General features: G+C 50.3%; 16 protein-coding genes and 1 pseudogene. 16 read left to right on the plus strand and 1 reads right to left on the minus strand.

Annotated features, from left to right (window positions below; genetic code table 11):
* Positions 1-128 precede the first annotated feature (128 nt).
* The 4 genes and pseudogenes from B5G00_RS17990 to B5G00_RS18005 all read left to right on the plus strand — a co-directional run.
* Positions 129-425: a DUF3847 domain-containing protein gene (locus tag B5G00_RS17990; RefSeq protein WP_002592867.1), complete on the plus strand. Its 297-nt coding sequence runs from the start codon at positions 129-131 to the stop codon at positions 423-425.
* Between the two features lie 231 nt (positions 426-656).
* Positions 657-2,168, plus strand: coding sequence for a MobQ family relaxase (mobQ, locus tag B5G00_RS17995; protein WP_087275027.1), 1,512 nt, complete (start codon positions 657-659; stop codon positions 2,166-2,168).
* A gap of 15 nt (positions 2,169-2,183) precedes the next feature.
* On the plus strand, positions 2,184-4,085 hold the full coding sequence (locus B5G00_RS18000; RefSeq protein ID WP_002592865.1) for an AAA family ATPase: 1,902 nt from the start codon (positions 2,184-2,186) through the stop codon (positions 4,083-4,085).
* A gap of 85 nt (positions 4,086-4,170) precedes the next feature.
* Positions 4,171-5,709: pseudogene (locus B5G00_RS18005) on the plus strand (VirD4-like conjugal transfer protein, CD1115 family); the annotation flags it as partial.
* A gap of 146 nt (positions 5,710-5,855) precedes the next feature.
* Here the strand turns inward: B5G00_RS18005 and B5G00_RS18010 are convergent.
* Positions 5,856-7,064, minus strand: a complete 1,209-nt coding sequence (locus tag B5G00_RS18010; RefSeq protein WP_002382856.1) for an IS110-like element ISEnfa110 family transposase — start codon at positions 7,062-7,064, stop codon at positions 5,856-5,858.
* A gap of 471 nt (positions 7,065-7,535) precedes the next feature.
* Between B5G00_RS18010 and B5G00_RS18015 the strand changes: the two genes are divergently transcribed.
* The 12 genes from B5G00_RS18015 to B5G00_RS18070 form a co-directional block, all read left to right on the plus strand.
* Positions 7,536-7,676: a Maff2 family mobile element protein gene (locus tag B5G00_RS18015; RefSeq protein ID WP_072853685.1), complete on the plus strand. Its 141-nt coding sequence runs from the start codon at positions 7,536-7,538 to the stop codon at positions 7,674-7,676.
* 117 nt (positions 7,677-7,793) lie between these two features.
* Positions 7,794-8,237, plus strand: coding sequence for a zinc ribbon domain-containing protein (locus tag B5G00_RS18020; protein WP_002571021.1), 444 nt, complete (start codon positions 7,794-7,796; stop codon positions 8,235-8,237).
* A gap of 163 nt (positions 8,238-8,400) precedes the next feature.
* Positions 8,401-8,823: a sigma-70 family RNA polymerase sigma factor gene (locus B5G00_RS18025; RefSeq protein WP_002571020.1), complete on the plus strand. Its 423-nt coding sequence runs from the start codon at positions 8,401-8,403 to the stop codon at positions 8,821-8,823.
* A complete protein-coding gene (locus B5G00_RS18030) occupies positions 8,816-9,013 on the plus strand; it encodes a helix-turn-helix domain-containing protein (RefSeq protein ID WP_002571019.1) in 198 nt (65 codons plus the stop codon). The genes B5G00_RS18025 and B5G00_RS18030 overlap by 8 nt, the downstream gene beginning before the upstream one ends.
* 458 nt (positions 9,014-9,471) lie before the next feature.
* Positions 9,472-10,401, plus strand: a complete 930-nt coding sequence (gene erm(52) / locus B5G00_RS18035) for a 23S rRNA (adenine(2058)-N(6))-methyltransferase Erm(52) (protein WP_002571018.1) — start codon at positions 9,472-9,474, stop codon at positions 10,399-10,401.
* Between the two features lie 342 nt (positions 10,402-10,743).
* Positions 10,744-11,229 (plus strand): adenylyltransferase/cytidyltransferase family protein, encoded by a 486-nt coding sequence (locus B5G00_RS18040; protein WP_052465172.1) that lies wholly within the window; start codon positions 10,744-10,746, stop codon positions 11,227-11,229.
* Between the two features lie 44 nt (positions 11,230-11,273).
* On the plus strand, positions 11,274-11,885 hold the full coding sequence (locus tag B5G00_RS18045; protein WP_002571017.1) for a Type 1 glutamine amidotransferase-like domain-containing protein: 612 nt from the start codon (positions 11,274-11,276) through the stop codon (positions 11,883-11,885).
* A gap of 227 nt (positions 11,886-12,112) precedes the next feature.
* Positions 12,113-12,589: a hypothetical protein gene (locus B5G00_RS18050; RefSeq protein ID WP_040013272.1), complete on the plus strand. Its 477-nt coding sequence runs from the start codon at positions 12,113-12,115 to the stop codon at positions 12,587-12,589.
* Between the two features lie 17 nt (positions 12,590-12,606).
* Positions 12,607-13,005 carry a plasmid mobilization protein gene (locus B5G00_RS18055; RefSeq protein WP_002578912.1) on the plus strand — a complete coding sequence of 133 codons (399 nt, stop codon included), beginning with the start codon at positions 12,607-12,609 and terminating at the stop codon, positions 13,003-13,005.
* Entirely contained in the window at positions 12,977-14,593 is a 1,617-nt protein-coding gene (locus tag B5G00_RS18060) for a relaxase/mobilization nuclease domain-containing protein (protein WP_002571015.1), read from the plus strand. The genes B5G00_RS18055 and B5G00_RS18060 overlap by 29 nt, the downstream gene beginning before the upstream one ends.
* Positions 14,583-14,969 (plus strand): cysteine-rich VLP domain-containing protein, encoded by a 387-nt coding sequence (locus B5G00_RS18065; protein WP_002571014.1) that lies wholly within the window; start codon positions 14,583-14,585, stop codon positions 14,967-14,969. Before B5G00_RS18060 ends, B5G00_RS18065 begins: the two co-directional genes overlap by 11 nt.
* A 132-nt stretch (positions 14,970-15,101) precedes the next feature.
* A partial coding sequence (locus B5G00_RS18070) for a replication initiator protein A (protein WP_087275028.1) occupies positions 15,102-15,684 on the plus strand: 583 nt, incomplete at its 3' end.

Here is a 15,684-nt window from a genome sequence, read left to right on the forward strand (position 1 = left end):
TAGCTATTCAGTACAAGATACTATGACTGTTCATCACTTTTGGCTCTGTTTATATGAGGTAACAAGTTAGAAAAAGCCTGAAAAATCAACGATTTTAGGCTTGACATTATAGGAAGGAGTGACCACCCATGACGAAACCGAGAGAAAAAAAACGCGAGGAATTGCAAGCCGAGATTGAGGACGGGAAGAAGAAAATCCGGCAGCTTGAAAATCGGGAAAAGGTGTTGCGGCAAAAGTTATCCCAAGAGGAACGCCGGACGCGCAGCCACCGGCTGGTCGTCCGAGGCGCAGTCTTTGAGAGCATTGTGCCGGAAGCCAAGACCATGACCGATGAGGAAGCCGCCGCCTTTCTCCGGCTTGCCCTGACGAGCGAGGAAGCGCGGGCTTATCTGAAAAAACGCACCGAGGGCGGGAAAAGCGAATAATCCCTTTGGAACAAAGGGCGCACTTATACACCCTTGCGGGCGTGTGCGCTCTGCCGAGGGCGTATCTCCGCACAGGGAACTTTCCCCGCGCTCCGATATGGCGGCTTTGCCGCAACAAGGGGCTGCACCCCTTGCGCCGCTTACGCGGCTATCCCTGCACACCCACAAAAACAGTACACCCGCCGTTGGCGTCTGTACCATTTTTGCGGGTTTGGTTATCCTATCCGGGAGGTGATACCCATAGCCATTTACCATTGTAACATCGGCATTGTGAGCCGAGGAAAAGGCAAGTCAGCCGTTGCCGCAGCCGCCTATCGAAGCGGCGAGAAAATCACAAACGAGTGGGACGGAATGACCCATGACTACACCCGCAAGCGCGGCGTTGTCCATACGGAAATCCTACTGCCGCCCCATGCCCCGCCCTCTTTCTCTGACCGTTCAACCTTGTGGAACAGCGTGGAGCTTTACGAGAAAGCCGGGAACGCCCAGCTTGCCAGAGAGATTGACGCAGCACTCCCCATAGAATTATCCAGAGAGGAACAGATCCGGCTTGTCCGTGAATACTGTTCCTCTCAATTTGTTTCAAGAGGAATGTGCGTTGATTTTGCCATTCACGACACCGACAGCGGCAACCCCCATTGTCATATCATGCTTACCATGCGCCCCCTTGACGAGCGCGGCGCATGGGCGGCGAAGTCCAAAAAGGAATATGACCTTGACGAGAACGGCGAGCGCATACGCTTACCAAGCGGCAGATACAAGACACACAAAGTTGACCTCACAGGCTGGAACGACAAGGGCAACGCGCTTTTATGGCGCAAGGCATGGGCGGATATTTCAAACGCCTACCTTGAACGCGCCGGACACCCGGAGCGTATCGACTACCGCAGCAACGCCGAGCGCGGCATTGACGAGCTGCCCACCGTCCACATGGGCGTAGCGGCCTGTCAAATGGAGAAGAAAGGCATAGCCACCGAGAAAGGCGAGCTGAACCGGAATATCCGAAAGGCAAACCGCCTTATCCGGGAAATCCGGGCGCAGATTGGAAAGCTCAAAGAATGGATTGGCGAACTGTTCAAGGCGCGGGAAACCGCCCCGGAGCAGCCCCCGCAATCCCCCGGCCTTGCAAATCTGCTGATGAAGTATATGAGCGTTCAGAGGGAAAAGAGCCGGAAGTATTCGCAGTATTGGCAAAGGCAGCACGCAGCCGATGAACTGAAAACCGTTGCAAAGGCGGTCAATTTCCTTGCGGAGCGCGGCATTTCCACCCTTGCGGAGCTGGACGCTGCCCTTTCCTCTGTCAGCGACCAAGCCGACGCTATCCGGGAGGGCATGAAAACCGCCGAGAAGCGCATGAAAGAATTGCAAAAGCTGATTGAGTACGGGAGGAACTACACCGAGTACAAGCCCATTCACGACGAACTGAAAAAGCTGAAAAATGGCTGGACGAACAAGCGTGACAAGTACGAGGAAGCCCACCGCGCCGAGCTTACCCTATGGAACGCAGCGAGCCGCTATCTCCATGCAAATCTGCCGAAAGGGACAAAGCCCCCCTTGCCTATTTCTGAATGGGAAAAAGAGTACGCCACTCTCAGCGGACAGAGGACAGCGGAATATACCAAGCTGAAAGAAATCCGCGCCGAGGTTGCCGAGCTGCACAATATCCGCAAGTGCGTTGATATTGCACTGAAAGCCGACCAGCCGGAGCAGACCCGCGCCAAGCGGCACGACTTAGAACGATGAATGGAGTTGAGATTTTTGTACTACACCCAAGAACAGATAGACCGGGCGAATCAAGCCGACCTTGTTTCTTTCCTGCAATCACAGGGCGAGCAGCTTACCCGCGCCGGGAATGAATACCGCTGGAAACGGCACGACAGCTTGACCGTCCGGGGAAACAAATGGTACAGGCACAGCCAGAGCAAGGGCGGCGGCCCCGTTGATTTTGTTATAGAGTTTTTCGGCAAGAGCTTCACCGAAGCCGTGGAACTTCTCACAGGAGAAAAGGGAGCCGCACCGCCGCCGGACAGACCTTGCCCCGCGTCCCTTTCCGACTTCCGGCTACCACCCCCAAACAGCGACAACCGAACAGCGAGGAACTACCTCACAGCAGCCCGCCGCATTGATGAAGATGTGACGGGCTTTTTCTTTGCCCGCGGCGATATTTACGAGGACGCAGCCCACCACAACGCCGTATTTGTGGGGCGGGACGAGGACGGAATACCGCGCTACGCCCACAGCAAGGGAACGGCGGGAAACTTCCGGCTCGATGTGAAAGGCAGCGACAAAGCCTTTAATTTCTGTTACCGGGGCGAGGGCGACAGGCTTTTTGCCTTTGAAGCCCCCGTTGACCTGCTCTCTTTCCTCTGCCTGTTCAAAAAGGAATGGCAGAAGCAGAGCTATTTGTCATTGGGCGGCGTGGGAGAAAAAGCCCTATTGCGTTTCCTTTCTGACCGTCCGAACATCAAGACCGTTTACCTCTGCCTTGACAGCGACCAAGCCGGAAACGACGCTTGTAGCCGCCTTGCGGAGCTTGTGCCGGAGGGCTTGACCGTCCACCGCCTTGTGCCGCTGTTTAAGGACTGGAACGAGGTATTGCAGCACCGGGCAGAAATCACAGACGGGAAGTATATCCAGGAAGCAGTTTACGGCCTGAAAGAGCCGCCGCAGGAAGAAACCGTCGAGATTATCCGCATGAGCGAGGTTGACACACAGACCGTTGAATGGCTATGGGAGCCGTATATCCCTTTCGGGAAAGTAACCATTGTGCAAGGCAACCCCGGCGAGGGCAAGACCACCTTTGCCCTACGCCTTGCCGCTGCCTGCACCACCGGGGGAACGCTGCCGGGAATGAAGCCCCTGCCGCCATTCCAAGTGATTTACCAGACCGCCGAGGACGGGCTGGGCGATACCGTCAAGCCCCGCTTGATAGAAGCCGAAGCCGACCTTGACCGCGTGCTTGTGATTGATGAAGCCAAGCGGGAGCTTACCCTCTCCGACGAGCGCATAGAAAAGGCAATCACGCAGAACGGGGCGCGGTTGATTATCCTTGACCCAATACAGGCGTACATGGGCGAAAAGACCGACATGAACCGGGCAAACGAAGTGCGCCCCATGTTCCGCCGTCTTGCCGATGTTGCCGAGCGTACCGGGTGCGCCGTTATCCTTATCGGACACTTGAACAAAGCTGCCGGAGGGCAGAGCGCATACCGGGGCTTAGGTTCTATCGACTTCCGCGCCGCAGCAAGGAGCGTCCTGCTGATCGGGCGCGTGAAGCGGGAGCCGAATGTGCGTGTTATCGTCCATGACAAATCTTCCCTGGCGCCGGAGGGCAAGCCCGTTGCCTTTTGCCTTGACCCGGAAACAGGCTTTTCATGGATAGGCGAATACGACATAACCGCCGACGAGCTGCTATCCGGCGCGGGCGGGAACACCGCCACCAAGACCGAACAAGCCGAGAAGCTGATACTTGACCTGCTTGCAGACGGGAAAGAGCTTGCCAGCGAGGACATTGTAAAGGCCGCAGCCGAAGCCGGAATATCCGAGAGGACGGTACAGAACGCCAAGCGCAACATGGGCAGCATTTTGGGCGCAAGGCGTGTCGGCGGTCAATGGTATAACTTCATCAAGAAGAAGCAGCCGCCCGAACCCGCAAGCTGAAAGTGCAAAACGCAGACCCTTTGCACTTTGCACTTTCGCACTTTCACAAGAATTTGCGTCAATAACTCAAAAAAGCACTTGACAAAACGCTTCATGGGGCACCCATGAGGACATCGCACCCTACATCGACCCGGTGTTCCAGAACAATGTGATTCTGACTAAAACCGAGAGCCTGACCATGAACAGCCGCCCCAAGGACCCCAAGACCGCCAGAAACAAAAATGTGCTGGTGATCGGTGGCTCCGGTTCCGGCAAGACCCGCTTCTGGCTGAAACCGAACCTGATGCAGATGCACAGCTCCTATGTGGTGACAGACCCAAAAGGCACCATCCTGGTGGAGTGCGGCAAAATGCTTCAGCGCGGCACACCCAAGCTGGGCAAGGACGGCAAGCCCATGAAGGATAAGCACGGCAAGGACATCTATGAGCCTTATCGGATCAAAGTCCTCAATACCATCAACTTCAAGAAGTCCATGCACTATAATCCCTTTGCCTACATCCACTCCGAAAAGGACATCTTGAAACTGGTCACGACGCTGATCGCCAACACCAAGGGCGAGGGCAAGGCCGGGGACGATTTTTGGGTTAAGGCCGAGACGCTTTTGTACTGCGCCCTCATTGGGTATATCCACTACGAGGCCCCGGTGGAGGAACAGAATTTCTCCACCCTCATCGAGTTCATCAACGCGATGGAGGTCCGGGAGGATGACGAGGAGTTCAAGAACCCCGTGGACCTGATGTTTGACGCGCTGGAGGCAGAGAAGCCCAACCACTTCGCCGTCCGTCAGTACAAAAAGTACAAGCTGGCTGCGGGCAAAACCGCAAAATCCATCCTGATTTCCTGCGGTGCGCGCCTTGCCGTGTTCGACATCGCGGAGCTGCGGGAGGTCACGGCCTACGACGAGCTGGAGCTGGATACCCTGGGAGACCGGAAAACCGCCTTGTTCTTGATTATGAGCGACACGGACGATAGCTTTAACTTCCTGATCTCCATGTGCTACACCCAGCTGTTCAATCTGCTCTGCGAAAAAGCGGACGATGTGTACGGCGGGCGGCTGCCGGTCCATGTGCGGTGCCTCATTGACGAGGCCGCCAATATTGGACAGATCCCTCGGCTGGAAAAGCTGGTTGCCACCATCCGAAGCCGTGAGATTTCCGCCTGCCTGGTGCTGCAAGCACAGTCCCAGCTCAAAGCTATCTACAAGGACAACGCCGATACCATCATCGGCAACATGGATACCTCCATCTTCCTGGGCGGCAAAGAGCCGACAACCCTCAAGGAGCTGGCCGCCGTGCTGGGCAAGGAGACCATCGACACCTACAACACCGGCGAGAGCCGGGGCCGCGAGACATCCCATTCTCTTAACTACCAAAAGCTCGGCAAAGAGCTTATGAGCCAGGATGAACTGGCCGTCATGGACGGCGGCAAGTGTATCCTCCAGCTGCGCGGTGTGCGGCCTTTCCTCTCGGACAAGTACGACATCACCAAGCACCCCAATTACCCGTACACCGCCGACGCGGACCCCAAGAACGCCTTTGACATCGAGGCGTTCCTGTCCACCCGGCTCAAGCTCAAGCCCAACGAGGTCTACGATGTGTATGAAGTAGACGCAGAGGGCGTGTAAATCTGTTCCGCTGTGAAAGACCTGCTAATAAAAGTCAAGTAGAAATTTCAGATTTTTAGGGAGGCGAAAAAATGCAATACAAAATCAAGCCGCTGAGCATCTCAAAATTAAAACGGCGGCCAGCCAGATGGTATAGAGTGTAAAAATCAGTCGTGCTCCAGGGATTCCAAGTAGGCTTTCACAGAAGCGTAGTAGATGCGCAGGAACTTGTTGGCAGAGGCCATCATGTAGACACGATATGGCTTGCCTTCAGAGCGTTTCTTGTCCATGAACTGGTACACCGGCTCGTCTATTGGAGCACATTGCAGGATGACGCTCATCACCAGAAAGAGCGTCCTGCGCAGTGAGGCAGATCCTCGCTTGGAAATGCTACGGCTACGGACATCTATTTGACCGGATTGGTAGGGCGGGGCGTCAATACCCGCAAAGGCAACCAACGCTTTTTTGGAATGAAAACGGCGTACATCGCCAATTTCAGCCAGGAGTTGAGGGCCGAGGGTTGGGCCAACACCAAACATCCCCATCACTACAGGATACTCCGGCAGAGAAGCTGCCAGGGATTGCATCTCCTGTTTGAGAGCAGCTAACGCGGAAGAAGTTGTCTGGAGTTGAGAAATGGCCTGTTCTACCAAAAGTTTTGCCGTATCCGTTTTCGGTATGACACCGAAGTGTCTGCAAGCAGAGGCATAAATATCCAGCGCCTTATCCTCGCTGAAATTGTAGCCGTGCTTTCTGCACCACTTCTGGTATTGGGTAGTAAAGGCCTTCTCAGACCGGCCACAAACGCACTCGCAATGCCAAAAAGTAGCGACAAAGTCCACCCACTTCTCGCTGCCATCGGCGCGGGGCGGACTGGTAAACAAGCGATTTGCGTCTGGGAAGGTGGTGTCCAGCAGGGAGATCAGGTTATTCTTCAGCATGGTCTGAACTTTGGAATACTGTTGGTACTGCCGGTAGCAGATTTTCAGCATGAGTCGGGTATCCTCCTCCGGGATATATCTCGGCAATGTGAGCCAGTGGTCAAGACCGTAGTTGGCCAGCTTTACGGCATCCTTTTTGTCGGTTTTGGCCCGTCTTAAACTGTTGTTTCCGTAGTCATGCACCAGCATTGCATTGACTACCGAGACATAAAGGCCCGCGTCGTGGAGCAGCCAGGCCACCGGAGCATGGTAATTACCCGTGGATTCCATCACCACACGGGTCTCGCCGTCCAGGCTTTTGAGCAGTCCTGCCAGCTCGCTCAGTTCATTGGCGGTGTGACGTACTTCAAAGGGTGAAACCACTACCTCTCCGAAGGGCCGCATGACTGCAATCATGCTCTTACCCTTGGAAACATCGATGCCAACGCAGTTCATTCACATTCCTCCAATACAAAGAATCTGCAACCGGAATCCATCTTTTCTCGCTGCCGATTCAATCTATTGTGTGACACGAACTCTCCGACATCCGGTGGTTCAACCTGCTTAAATCGAACGCTGCAACGAGAGGATGGCTAACAGTCTTTCACACGGACATACAAGCCCAAGGAGTGATTGGTCAGCCAGTTGCTCCTCTCATTGTAGCTTAGGCACGAGATGGAGGGAAAGCCGGACTGGCTGTCCGGCTTTCCTGTCCAAATTTATTGTAATAGGAGTGATCTTATCTACCCGCCTCAACCGCCCCGGATGGGGCCATCGGCGTACAAAGCGGACAATCACCAAAAAATAATGAAAAAAGGAGGACAGCCGGAATCAGGCCCCGGAAACCGGGTGCCGATTGTTCCGGCTTTTGTATGCCTATGAATGACTAAATCAAACTTTTCAAATGATTCCGGCTAACTATAATTTATGGCATTTTTCAATCAGGCTATCACCGTTCTTCAGACCCTCGTTATCGCTCTGGGCGCTGGTCTCGGCATCTGGGGTGTCATCAACCTGCTGGAAGGTTACGGCAACGACAACCCCGGTGCGAATGCTCATGTGCCATAAAGTAACACATAAGAATTGATAGACAGCAGCCCACTATTCCGCAGCAACAGCGAGTTGCTTGTTAAAACCCCATTTTGAAGTTATAATGAGTAAAAACAACCTTTAGGAGGGACGGGCATGGAAATACAAGGTATTCTTAAAAATTTACGCGAGAAAAACAACCTTACGCAAGAACAACTGGCTGAACGTGTGCAAGTTACCCGACAGGCGGTTAGTCGCTGGGAAACAGGCGAAACGCAGCCAAATACAGATACCTTAAAACTGTTATCACGAGTTTTTGATGTGTCAATCAATACGCTTCTGGGTTCTCCACGGCAACTTGTTTGTCAGTGTTGCGGAATGCCATTGAATGAAGATGGTCTGATTAGCCGAGAACCAGACGGAAGCTATAACGAGGACTATTGTAAATGGTGCTATGCTAATGGGAAATTTGCATATCAATCCAAGGAATCTTTATTGGATTATCTGGTTGCGAATATGCCAAATCCCGATAACGCAGATGAAGAAACCAGACGTAATCAGTTTGATTTGTACCTTTCGCAATTAAAGCACTGGAAATAACTATATTGTCATAGCAAAGCCAGCCGAGCCAGTCAACGGTCAAGATGAACGGCGCGTACCGCGCCGCCGTTGACAGCCCCGCCCGCCTTTGCTGGTAGGCAATCAAGGGGCGACAGCAAGGAGTGCTGCCGCCCCGCACTATTATCAGAGAGGGGGAATTTCCATGACCGAAGATGAAGCCTACAAAGTGCATATCCAGTACACCTTTAACGCCTTTTGCAAGGTTGTCATTCGTCACGCCGCCATAGATATAATTTTGAAGCTGCGCCGGAGGTGGGAACGGGAAGTTTCCCTTGACTATCTGATGAATGAGAAGTTTGTCCAGCTTGCCGAGCCGGAGCAGCTTGAAGAATATCTTTTTACCGCCTGCGGCCAGACCGCCGTTCTGTACCATGCGGAACTCGCCGCCGCCCTTGCCCTTTTGCCAGAGCAGACACAGGAAGAAATTTTCCGTTACTATTTCCTGCGCCAGCCGCAGCGGGTGATCGGCGTACATATCGGACGGACACGCAGCACAGCAGGGCGGCATATCCAGCTTGCCTTGAAGCGGCTCCGGCGGCTCATGGAGGGAAAACGCTATGAGTAAACTTCTCCCCTATGAAACAATCGTCAAGGCGCATGAGGGCGACCCGGACGCAATCGACACCGTTCTTTCCCACTACGTCGGATATATCCGATACTGTTCCAAAGTACACGGGAAAGTCAGCGCCGAGGTTGAGGAACATATAAAACAGAAGCTAATCGCCGCGCTGTTCAAATTTCGCTTTGACCGATAAGCAAAGAACGAACACCGACTGTCATTAGCGATTTTCACCAGCAAGTTTACAATTCATCTATTCCCATAAGTAAGCGGTCATAGTATAATAAAGCCATCGACAAATGCAAATTATATTTTTTGAAAGAATTCTATAGAGTAAAAATATTTTGTCTTCTATGTTTTAGAAAATGTGCAACAGTCGTTCCGTGAGACTGGTATGTGCCCAAAAAAAATGGTCTATGCAAGAAAATAGATACAACAATAGTGAGCAAATGATTCAGGTAAAGATCAGATATATAATATTTTAAAGTAATTGTACATTTTTTAAGAAATTACAATGGTCATTCATCGTGTTTGAAAGAATAGGTTATTGGCGCACTTTACTTATATATCGTTTTACAGGGGCTGTTTTTTATGCAACGTTAGGGCTTACTCGTATATAGTTATGAAAATAAATAGAGAATGAGGTGCGATTAGATGAAAAATCTTGGATATTCACAAAATTTTTTGGTTAATAAAAAGTTGGTAGAACGTTTAATAAGCAAGTCAAATATTGATGTAACAGATTATGTTATTGAAATTGGTCCTGGAAAAGGGATAATAACAGATGTACTTTCTCAGCATGCTGGAGAGGTTGTTGCAGTTGAATATGATCAAGAATTATATAATAATTTAGTAAGATATCACAGTCATGATAATGTTACATATATATTTGGTGATTTTTTAAAATATAAGTTGCCTTTAAATCGCAGATATAAAATATTCTCCAATATTCCTTTTCAGATAACAGCGGATATTATTAGGAAATTAACAGACGATGTAAATCCACCATCAGATATAAATATCATAATTCAAAGAGAGGCAGCTAAAAAGAATTGCGGTATTCCATTACAAAAATATGAAGGTTTTCGTGCTGCTATAATAAAGGCACAATATAAGGTAGAAATTACACATAGTTTTAAAAGGAGCGATTTTTTTCCTTCGCCTAATGTTGATACAGTTATGCTTCATATGCAGTTATGGGATGATAGATTGAGTGGTGATGATCTTCAAAATTATAAAGATTTAGTGGCTTTTTTTTACACTAATATTAAAGGAGAGACTGCTAAAGAGAGACTTTCTATTTTATTTTCTAATGAGCAAATCAAAAGATTGGGAAAAGCCAATAGAATTAGTCTTTCAAATTCATATACGTTAATCACGGCCGAGCAGTGGATGAATATTTATTATTACTCCAAAATTGGATTGACAGATGAAAAGAAAAAAAAGTTTCAAGATGCATATAAAAAACTTCAAAAAATGAATAAAAAATTGAAAAAGCAAAACAGAACATCTTTACGAAAGTCTAGTAGCAATAAGAAATGTAGAACAAGGATTGATACTTCTAATGGTACAAAAAATAGATAGTATTGATAATTTCTATAAAAATGTGCATGGTAGTGCGAAAATCTGAGAAGAGAATTTAATGCTGGATTTTGTTGATAGTAGATTTCAATGAGTTAACCATAAAAGTATATTAGAAAGTAAAAACAACAGGGGTAGTAGAATATATTTGTTAGATACAAGAAGGAGAGATTGAATTTAAGGTCATCTAATACTCGCGGAATAGTGATAATAATGGTAAGCTGTATTGAAAAAAAACAAAATAACTAACATTATGGGATTATTTCGGTATGAATTGATGTTTTATCATCTTACATAGAAAATTTAATTTTTATTTTAAGTATAAGAATGTAATAGAGGTGATACATGAAAGTTGCAAAAATAATAAATGAAGAATCAGAACTCCGTTTATTACGCGATAAGAATAAAAATAAAAAAATTGTGCTAACATCAGGGTGTTTTGATTTACTTCATTACGGACATATTTGTCATTTAGAAGAGTCTAAGAATTGTGGGGACTATTTGGTTGTAGCAGTAAATTCTGATGATTCTGTAAAACGATTAAAAGGTAATACGAAACCAGTTGTTCCAGAGAATCAGCGTATCAAAATATTGCAAGCATTACGTTTTGTGGATGCTGTTTTTGTCTTTGATGAAGATGATGTCTGTAAATATTTTGAAATATTGAAACCAGATTGCTTTACTATTGGAGAAGAAAGCGCAATTGATTATTATAATGAGATTGTTGCTGCCCAAAATAGTAAAACTTTGGTTCATATAATAAAAAGACGGAAAGATTATTCGACAACCAAAATCATAAATAAAATTAAGGAGGAGAACTATCGTGAGTAGGTATATAAATAGTAAATTTGAAAAATTAAAAGAGGACTAAGTTTATGAGAACCCTGTTCTTAACTTCAAGTGGCTTAAACGAAAAGACTATGGTATTATTTTGGAAATGTATCGGAAAAGAACCGATTAACACAAAAGCGATTTTGGTTCCATCCGCCGCAGTTGGAAATGATGGTGCGCGAGAAGGAATCATTGTATGTATGGAGCGCCTTATGAATATGGGAATACCTATGAATAATATTCTTATATATAATCTTGCGTTTTTACTTTCCGATGGATATAAAAGAACATATTCAAGTTATATTAGTGACATACCTGTACCGTTTCGCTTAATGAGTGTTCAAGAACTCACTCAATATGACATGATTGCTTTTTGTGGAGGAAATGCCCATACGCTTCTTAGCGAAATAAACAGAACAGGATTTTCGAAGCCCCTAAAGCAAGCAATAGAGAATGGATTGGTGTATCTGGGAATTAGCGCAGGTAGTATGATTGCTGCCGGAAATTTTTCCGATGGATTAGGATATTTAGCAAATCCGTTGATACCACACGCTGAAAAAGAGAGCCCTTTTGGAGATATATCGAAGAACGATTTGATTGAATTGGCTGACGGTCAAACTGTATTGATTAAAGGGAATCGACAGGAAATTATTTAATAAATTGAATACTGTTGTTTTTTTATCTTCGGGGCACCCTGACCCGAACTTTCAAAACTGAATATCAGCCGCCCACCAGCGGCCAGCGAAAGCAGTAAGTCTGAAAAAGATTTGCTGCTTTTTTTGTGTCCATTTGGCAAAATCGAAAATCACCCGTAGTAGGTAGGTGAAGCCAGAAAAAACTGCCTGCTCCGTTTGGCAAATTTCTAAGAGCGGTGGTGTGGGGAGTGAAAGGAAAAATTCTCTGCCCCGCCGGTTGCCAAAATCCTGTTGCCCGGATTACTAAGGCAAAAGAAATTTTGAAAAATCCCCGTCCAGCGGGTAGCTGGCGGCCTTTGAAATGTATCTTTAGCGGAAAGGGAAAAAGCCGCAGCCAGCGGGCAGCAAAGCCCCGTTCCGGCGTCATATTGGCGAAAGGAAAAAAGGCCGCCCACAGCGGGCCGCAAGCCCTGTCCTGTCCGTTCTATGTACGGAAAAACCAGACAGGGGCAGTCTGCGGCAGTCTTAGAGCAAGTTTCTACCACGGTGCCAAAATCCGCAATTCTGCGGTTTTGTCCCTCGCGGGAAACTTGTTGGGGAGTGCCTTCCCCAAACCCTGCTATGGCGGCTTGCGCCGCAAAAAGATTTCCGTTCGGCAGGCCGTTTTTTTGCGAGAACTGCCCCGGAAATACCTAACAGACCAGCCTATTTTTTGTGATAAGTGAAAGGAGGTTTACAGCCCATGCCGAAGCGATACAACACGCCCCACCGCAGCCGCGTTGTGAAAACCCGGCTGTCCGAAGATGAATACGCCGACTTCACAGCGCGGCTTGCGCCCTATGGTATCAGCCAGTCCGAATTTCTCCGGCAGGCGATACGGCGCACCGCCATACGCCCAATTATCCATGTGTCGGCGGTCAATGACGAGCTGCTTTCCGCTGTCGGGAAACTCACAGCCGAGTACGGCAGGATCGGCGGCAACCTCAACCAGATTGCCCGGTATCTGAACGAGTACGGCGTACCCTACAATGCGCTGTCCGGCGAGGTACGCGCCGCCATAGCCGACCTTGCCGCCCTCAAGTATGAAATCTTACAGAAAGTAGGTGACGCGGTTGGCAACACTCAAGCATATCAACTCTAAAAACGCCGACTACGGAGCCGCCGAACAATACCTGCTTTTTGAGCATGACGAGTTTACCATGAAGCCCGTCCTTGATGAAACCGGCAGGCTTATCCCCCGCGAGGACTACCGGCTGTCCACGCTGAACTGCGGCGGGGAGGATTTTGCCGTTGCCTGTATGCGGGCAAATCTCCGCTATGAGAAAAACCAACGGCGGGAAGATGTGAAAAGTCACCACTATATCATCAGCTTTGACCCACGGGACGGCCCGGACAACGGCCTGACCGTAGACCGGGCGCAGGAATTGGGCGAGAAGTTTTGCGCCGAGCATTTCCCCGGCCACCAAGCCCTTGTATGCACCCACCCGGACGGGCATAACCACAGCGGCAATATCCATGTGCATATCGTTATCAATTCGCTGCGGATAGAGGAAGTCCCGTTCCTGCCCTACATGGACAGGCCAGCCGACACGAAAGCCGGGTGCAAGCACCGCTGTACCGACGCGGCCTTGCGCTACTTCAAGTCCGAAGTCATGGAGATGTGCCACCGGGAGGGGCTTTACCAAATCGACCTCTTGAACGGCAGCAAGAACCGCGTCACAGACCGGGAGTATTGGGCGCAGAAAAAGGGACAGGCCGCGCTGGACAAGCAGAACGCCCCCATGATTGCAGGCGGTATCACGCCCCGGCAGACCAAGTTTGAAACGAACAAAGAGAAGCTGCGGCAGACCATACGCGCCGCGCTGTCTGCGGCGGCCTCATTCGAGGATTTTTCCTCTCTGCTGCTGCGGGAGGGCGTGACCGTCAAGGAGAGCCGGGGGCGGCTTAGTTACCTCACGCCGGACAGGACAAAGCCCATTTCCGCCCGCAAGCTGGGCGACGATTTTGACCGCGCCGCTGTCCTTGCCGTTTTGGAGCAGAACGCCGCCAGAGCCGCAGAAAAGGCCGCGGCTATATCCAGCACCCCGCCCTCTATCCAAGACCAACTGCGGGCAGACAGAGCCGCCCGAACCGCCCCGAATGTGCAGCGGCTTGTGGACATTGAGCAGAAGAAAGCCGAGGGGAAAGGCCGGGGCTATGAACGCTGGGCGACCATGCACAACCTCAAACAGATGGCCGCGACGCTGAATGTGTATCAGGAATACGGCTTCACTTCCCCGGAGCAGTTAGAAGCCGCCGTTGATACCGCCTATCAGGAAATGCGCCAGACCAGCGGCGAACTGAAAGCACTGGAAACGAAGCTGCAAGGGAAAAAGGAATTGCAGCGACAGGTGCTGGCCTACGCCAAGACCAAACCCGTCCGCGACGGCCTGAAAGCGCAGAAATCCCCCAAAGCCCGCGAAGCATACCGGCAGGCGCATGAGAGCGATTTTATCATAGCCGACGCAGCCGCCCGGTATTTCAAGGCACATGGCATTACCAGGCTGCCCGCCCGGAAAGCGTTGCAGGACGAGATCGAGCAGCTTGTTTCCAAGAAATCCGGCCTGTATAACACCTATCACGCACAGAAACAGCGGTTTAAGGAGTTGCAGACCGTCAAGCGGAACATCGACCAGATTTTGCGCCGGGAGGAACCCCGCCGCAGAAAGGAGCAGAGCCATGAGCGATAACCTGCCCCGCATGGACTACCGCCAGCACCGGCGGGCGCGGCGGCTGGTGCATGAGTGCTGTAACTACGACGAGGGGAACTGCCTGCTGTTGGACGACGGGGAGCCTTGCGTATGCGTCCAGAGCATTTCCTTTTCCCTCATGTGCCGCTGGTTCCGTGTGGCTGTCCTGCCCCTTGACGGGGAGCTGGCCGCAGCCCTCTTGTACCGGGGGAGCCGGAAACGGTGCGCCGTCTGCGGCGCGGCCTTTGTCCCCAAATCCAACCGGGGAAAATACTGCCCCGGCTGCGCCGGACGCATGAAGAAAATCAAAGCCGCCGAGCGAAAGCAGAAACAAAGGCAGAAATGTCACGCTTTAGAGCCTTTCAAACCCGCATAAATCAAGGCTTTTTTCGTGGGTGTCAAAGGGTACGCGATACATTTATCCTTTTCCCCCGGAAACAGCGTTCTAAATGCGTACAAACCGTCAAAATCAACCCGAACACAGGGAGGTGATCCTATCGCTGATTATATCATGGCAGACACGAAGCTGCCCGCCTATCTGCCCTATCCCCGTTTCCTGCTGAAAATGGAGATTTCCCAGACCGCCAAGCTGCTCTATGCGCTGCTGTTAGACCGCTCCACCCTCTCCCAGAAGAACAAGTGGCAGGACGGCGAGGGCAGGATTTATATTATCTATCCCATCGCGGAGATAGCCGAAATACTGGATAAAGGCAGCACCACCATAAAGGGGGCGCTGAATGAACTGGACATGGCGGGGCTGCTGGAACGGGAACGGGGCGGCTTCTCCGCACCGAACCGACTGTATGTGAAAGTGCCGCGTGTGCCACAGGTACAGTTTTCCGACCAACTGATGGCCGGAAAACCGACCCTCATAGAGCCGGAAAACCGACCAACTGATGGTCAGAAAACCGACCTTATGATGGTCGGAAAACCGTCCCCTAACCAAACTACTATAAACAACCTTACAGAGAACCAAACAAAGGGAGTGAGTGGGGAGCCGCCCGCGCCCTATGGCCGATACCAGAATATTTTTCTGTCACAGACCGAATACGACGAGTTGCAGGCAGAGTACCCCGACAGGCTGGAACGGT

The sequence above is a fragment of the Blautia sp. An46 genome (assembly GCF_002161645.1).
Lineage (GTDB): Bacteria > Bacillota > Clostridia > Lachnospirales > Lachnospiraceae > Blautia > Blautia ornithocaccae.

What these genes read in the sequence shown, in the direction of transcription:
- B5G00_RS18015 (WP_072853685.1), top strand. Translation starts at nt 7,536, where the DNA reads ATGGCATTTTTCAATCAGGCTATCACCGTTCTTCAGACCCTCGTTATC.
- B5G00_RS18055 (WP_002578912.1), top strand. Translation starts at nt 12,607, where the DNA reads ATGCCGAAGCGATACAACACGCCCCACCGCAGCCGCGTTGTGAAAACC.
- B5G00_RS18025 (WP_002571020.1), top strand. Translation starts at nt 8,401, where the DNA reads ATGACCGAAGATGAAGCCTACAAAGTGCATATCCAGTACACCTTTAAC.
- B5G00_RS17990 (WP_002592867.1), top strand. Translation starts at nt 129, where the DNA reads ATGACGAAACCGAGAGAAAAAAAACGCGAGGAATTGCAAGCCGAGATT.
- B5G00_RS18040 (WP_052465172.1), top strand. Translation starts at nt 10,744, where the DNA reads ATGAAAGTTGCAAAAATAATAAATGAAGAATCAGAACTCCGTTTATTA.
- B5G00_RS18020 (WP_002571021.1), top strand. Translation starts at nt 7,794, where the DNA reads ATGGAAATACAAGGTATTCTTAAAAATTTACGCGAGAAAAACAACCTT.
- B5G00_RS18045 (WP_002571017.1), top strand. Translation starts at nt 11,274, where the DNA reads ATGAGAACCCTGTTCTTAACTTCAAGTGGCTTAAACGAAAAGACTATG.
- B5G00_RS18065 (WP_002571014.1), top strand. Translation starts at nt 14,583, where the DNA reads ATGAGCGATAACCTGCCCCGCATGGACTACCGCCAGCACCGGCGGGCG.
- B5G00_RS18030 (WP_002571019.1), top strand. Translation starts at nt 8,816, where the DNA reads ATGAGTAAACTTCTCCCCTATGAAACAATCGTCAAGGCGCATGAGGGC.
- B5G00_RS18010 (WP_002382856.1), bottom strand. Translation starts at nt 7,064, where the DNA reads ATGAACTGCGTTGGCATCGATGTTTCCAAGGGTAAGAGCATGATTGCA.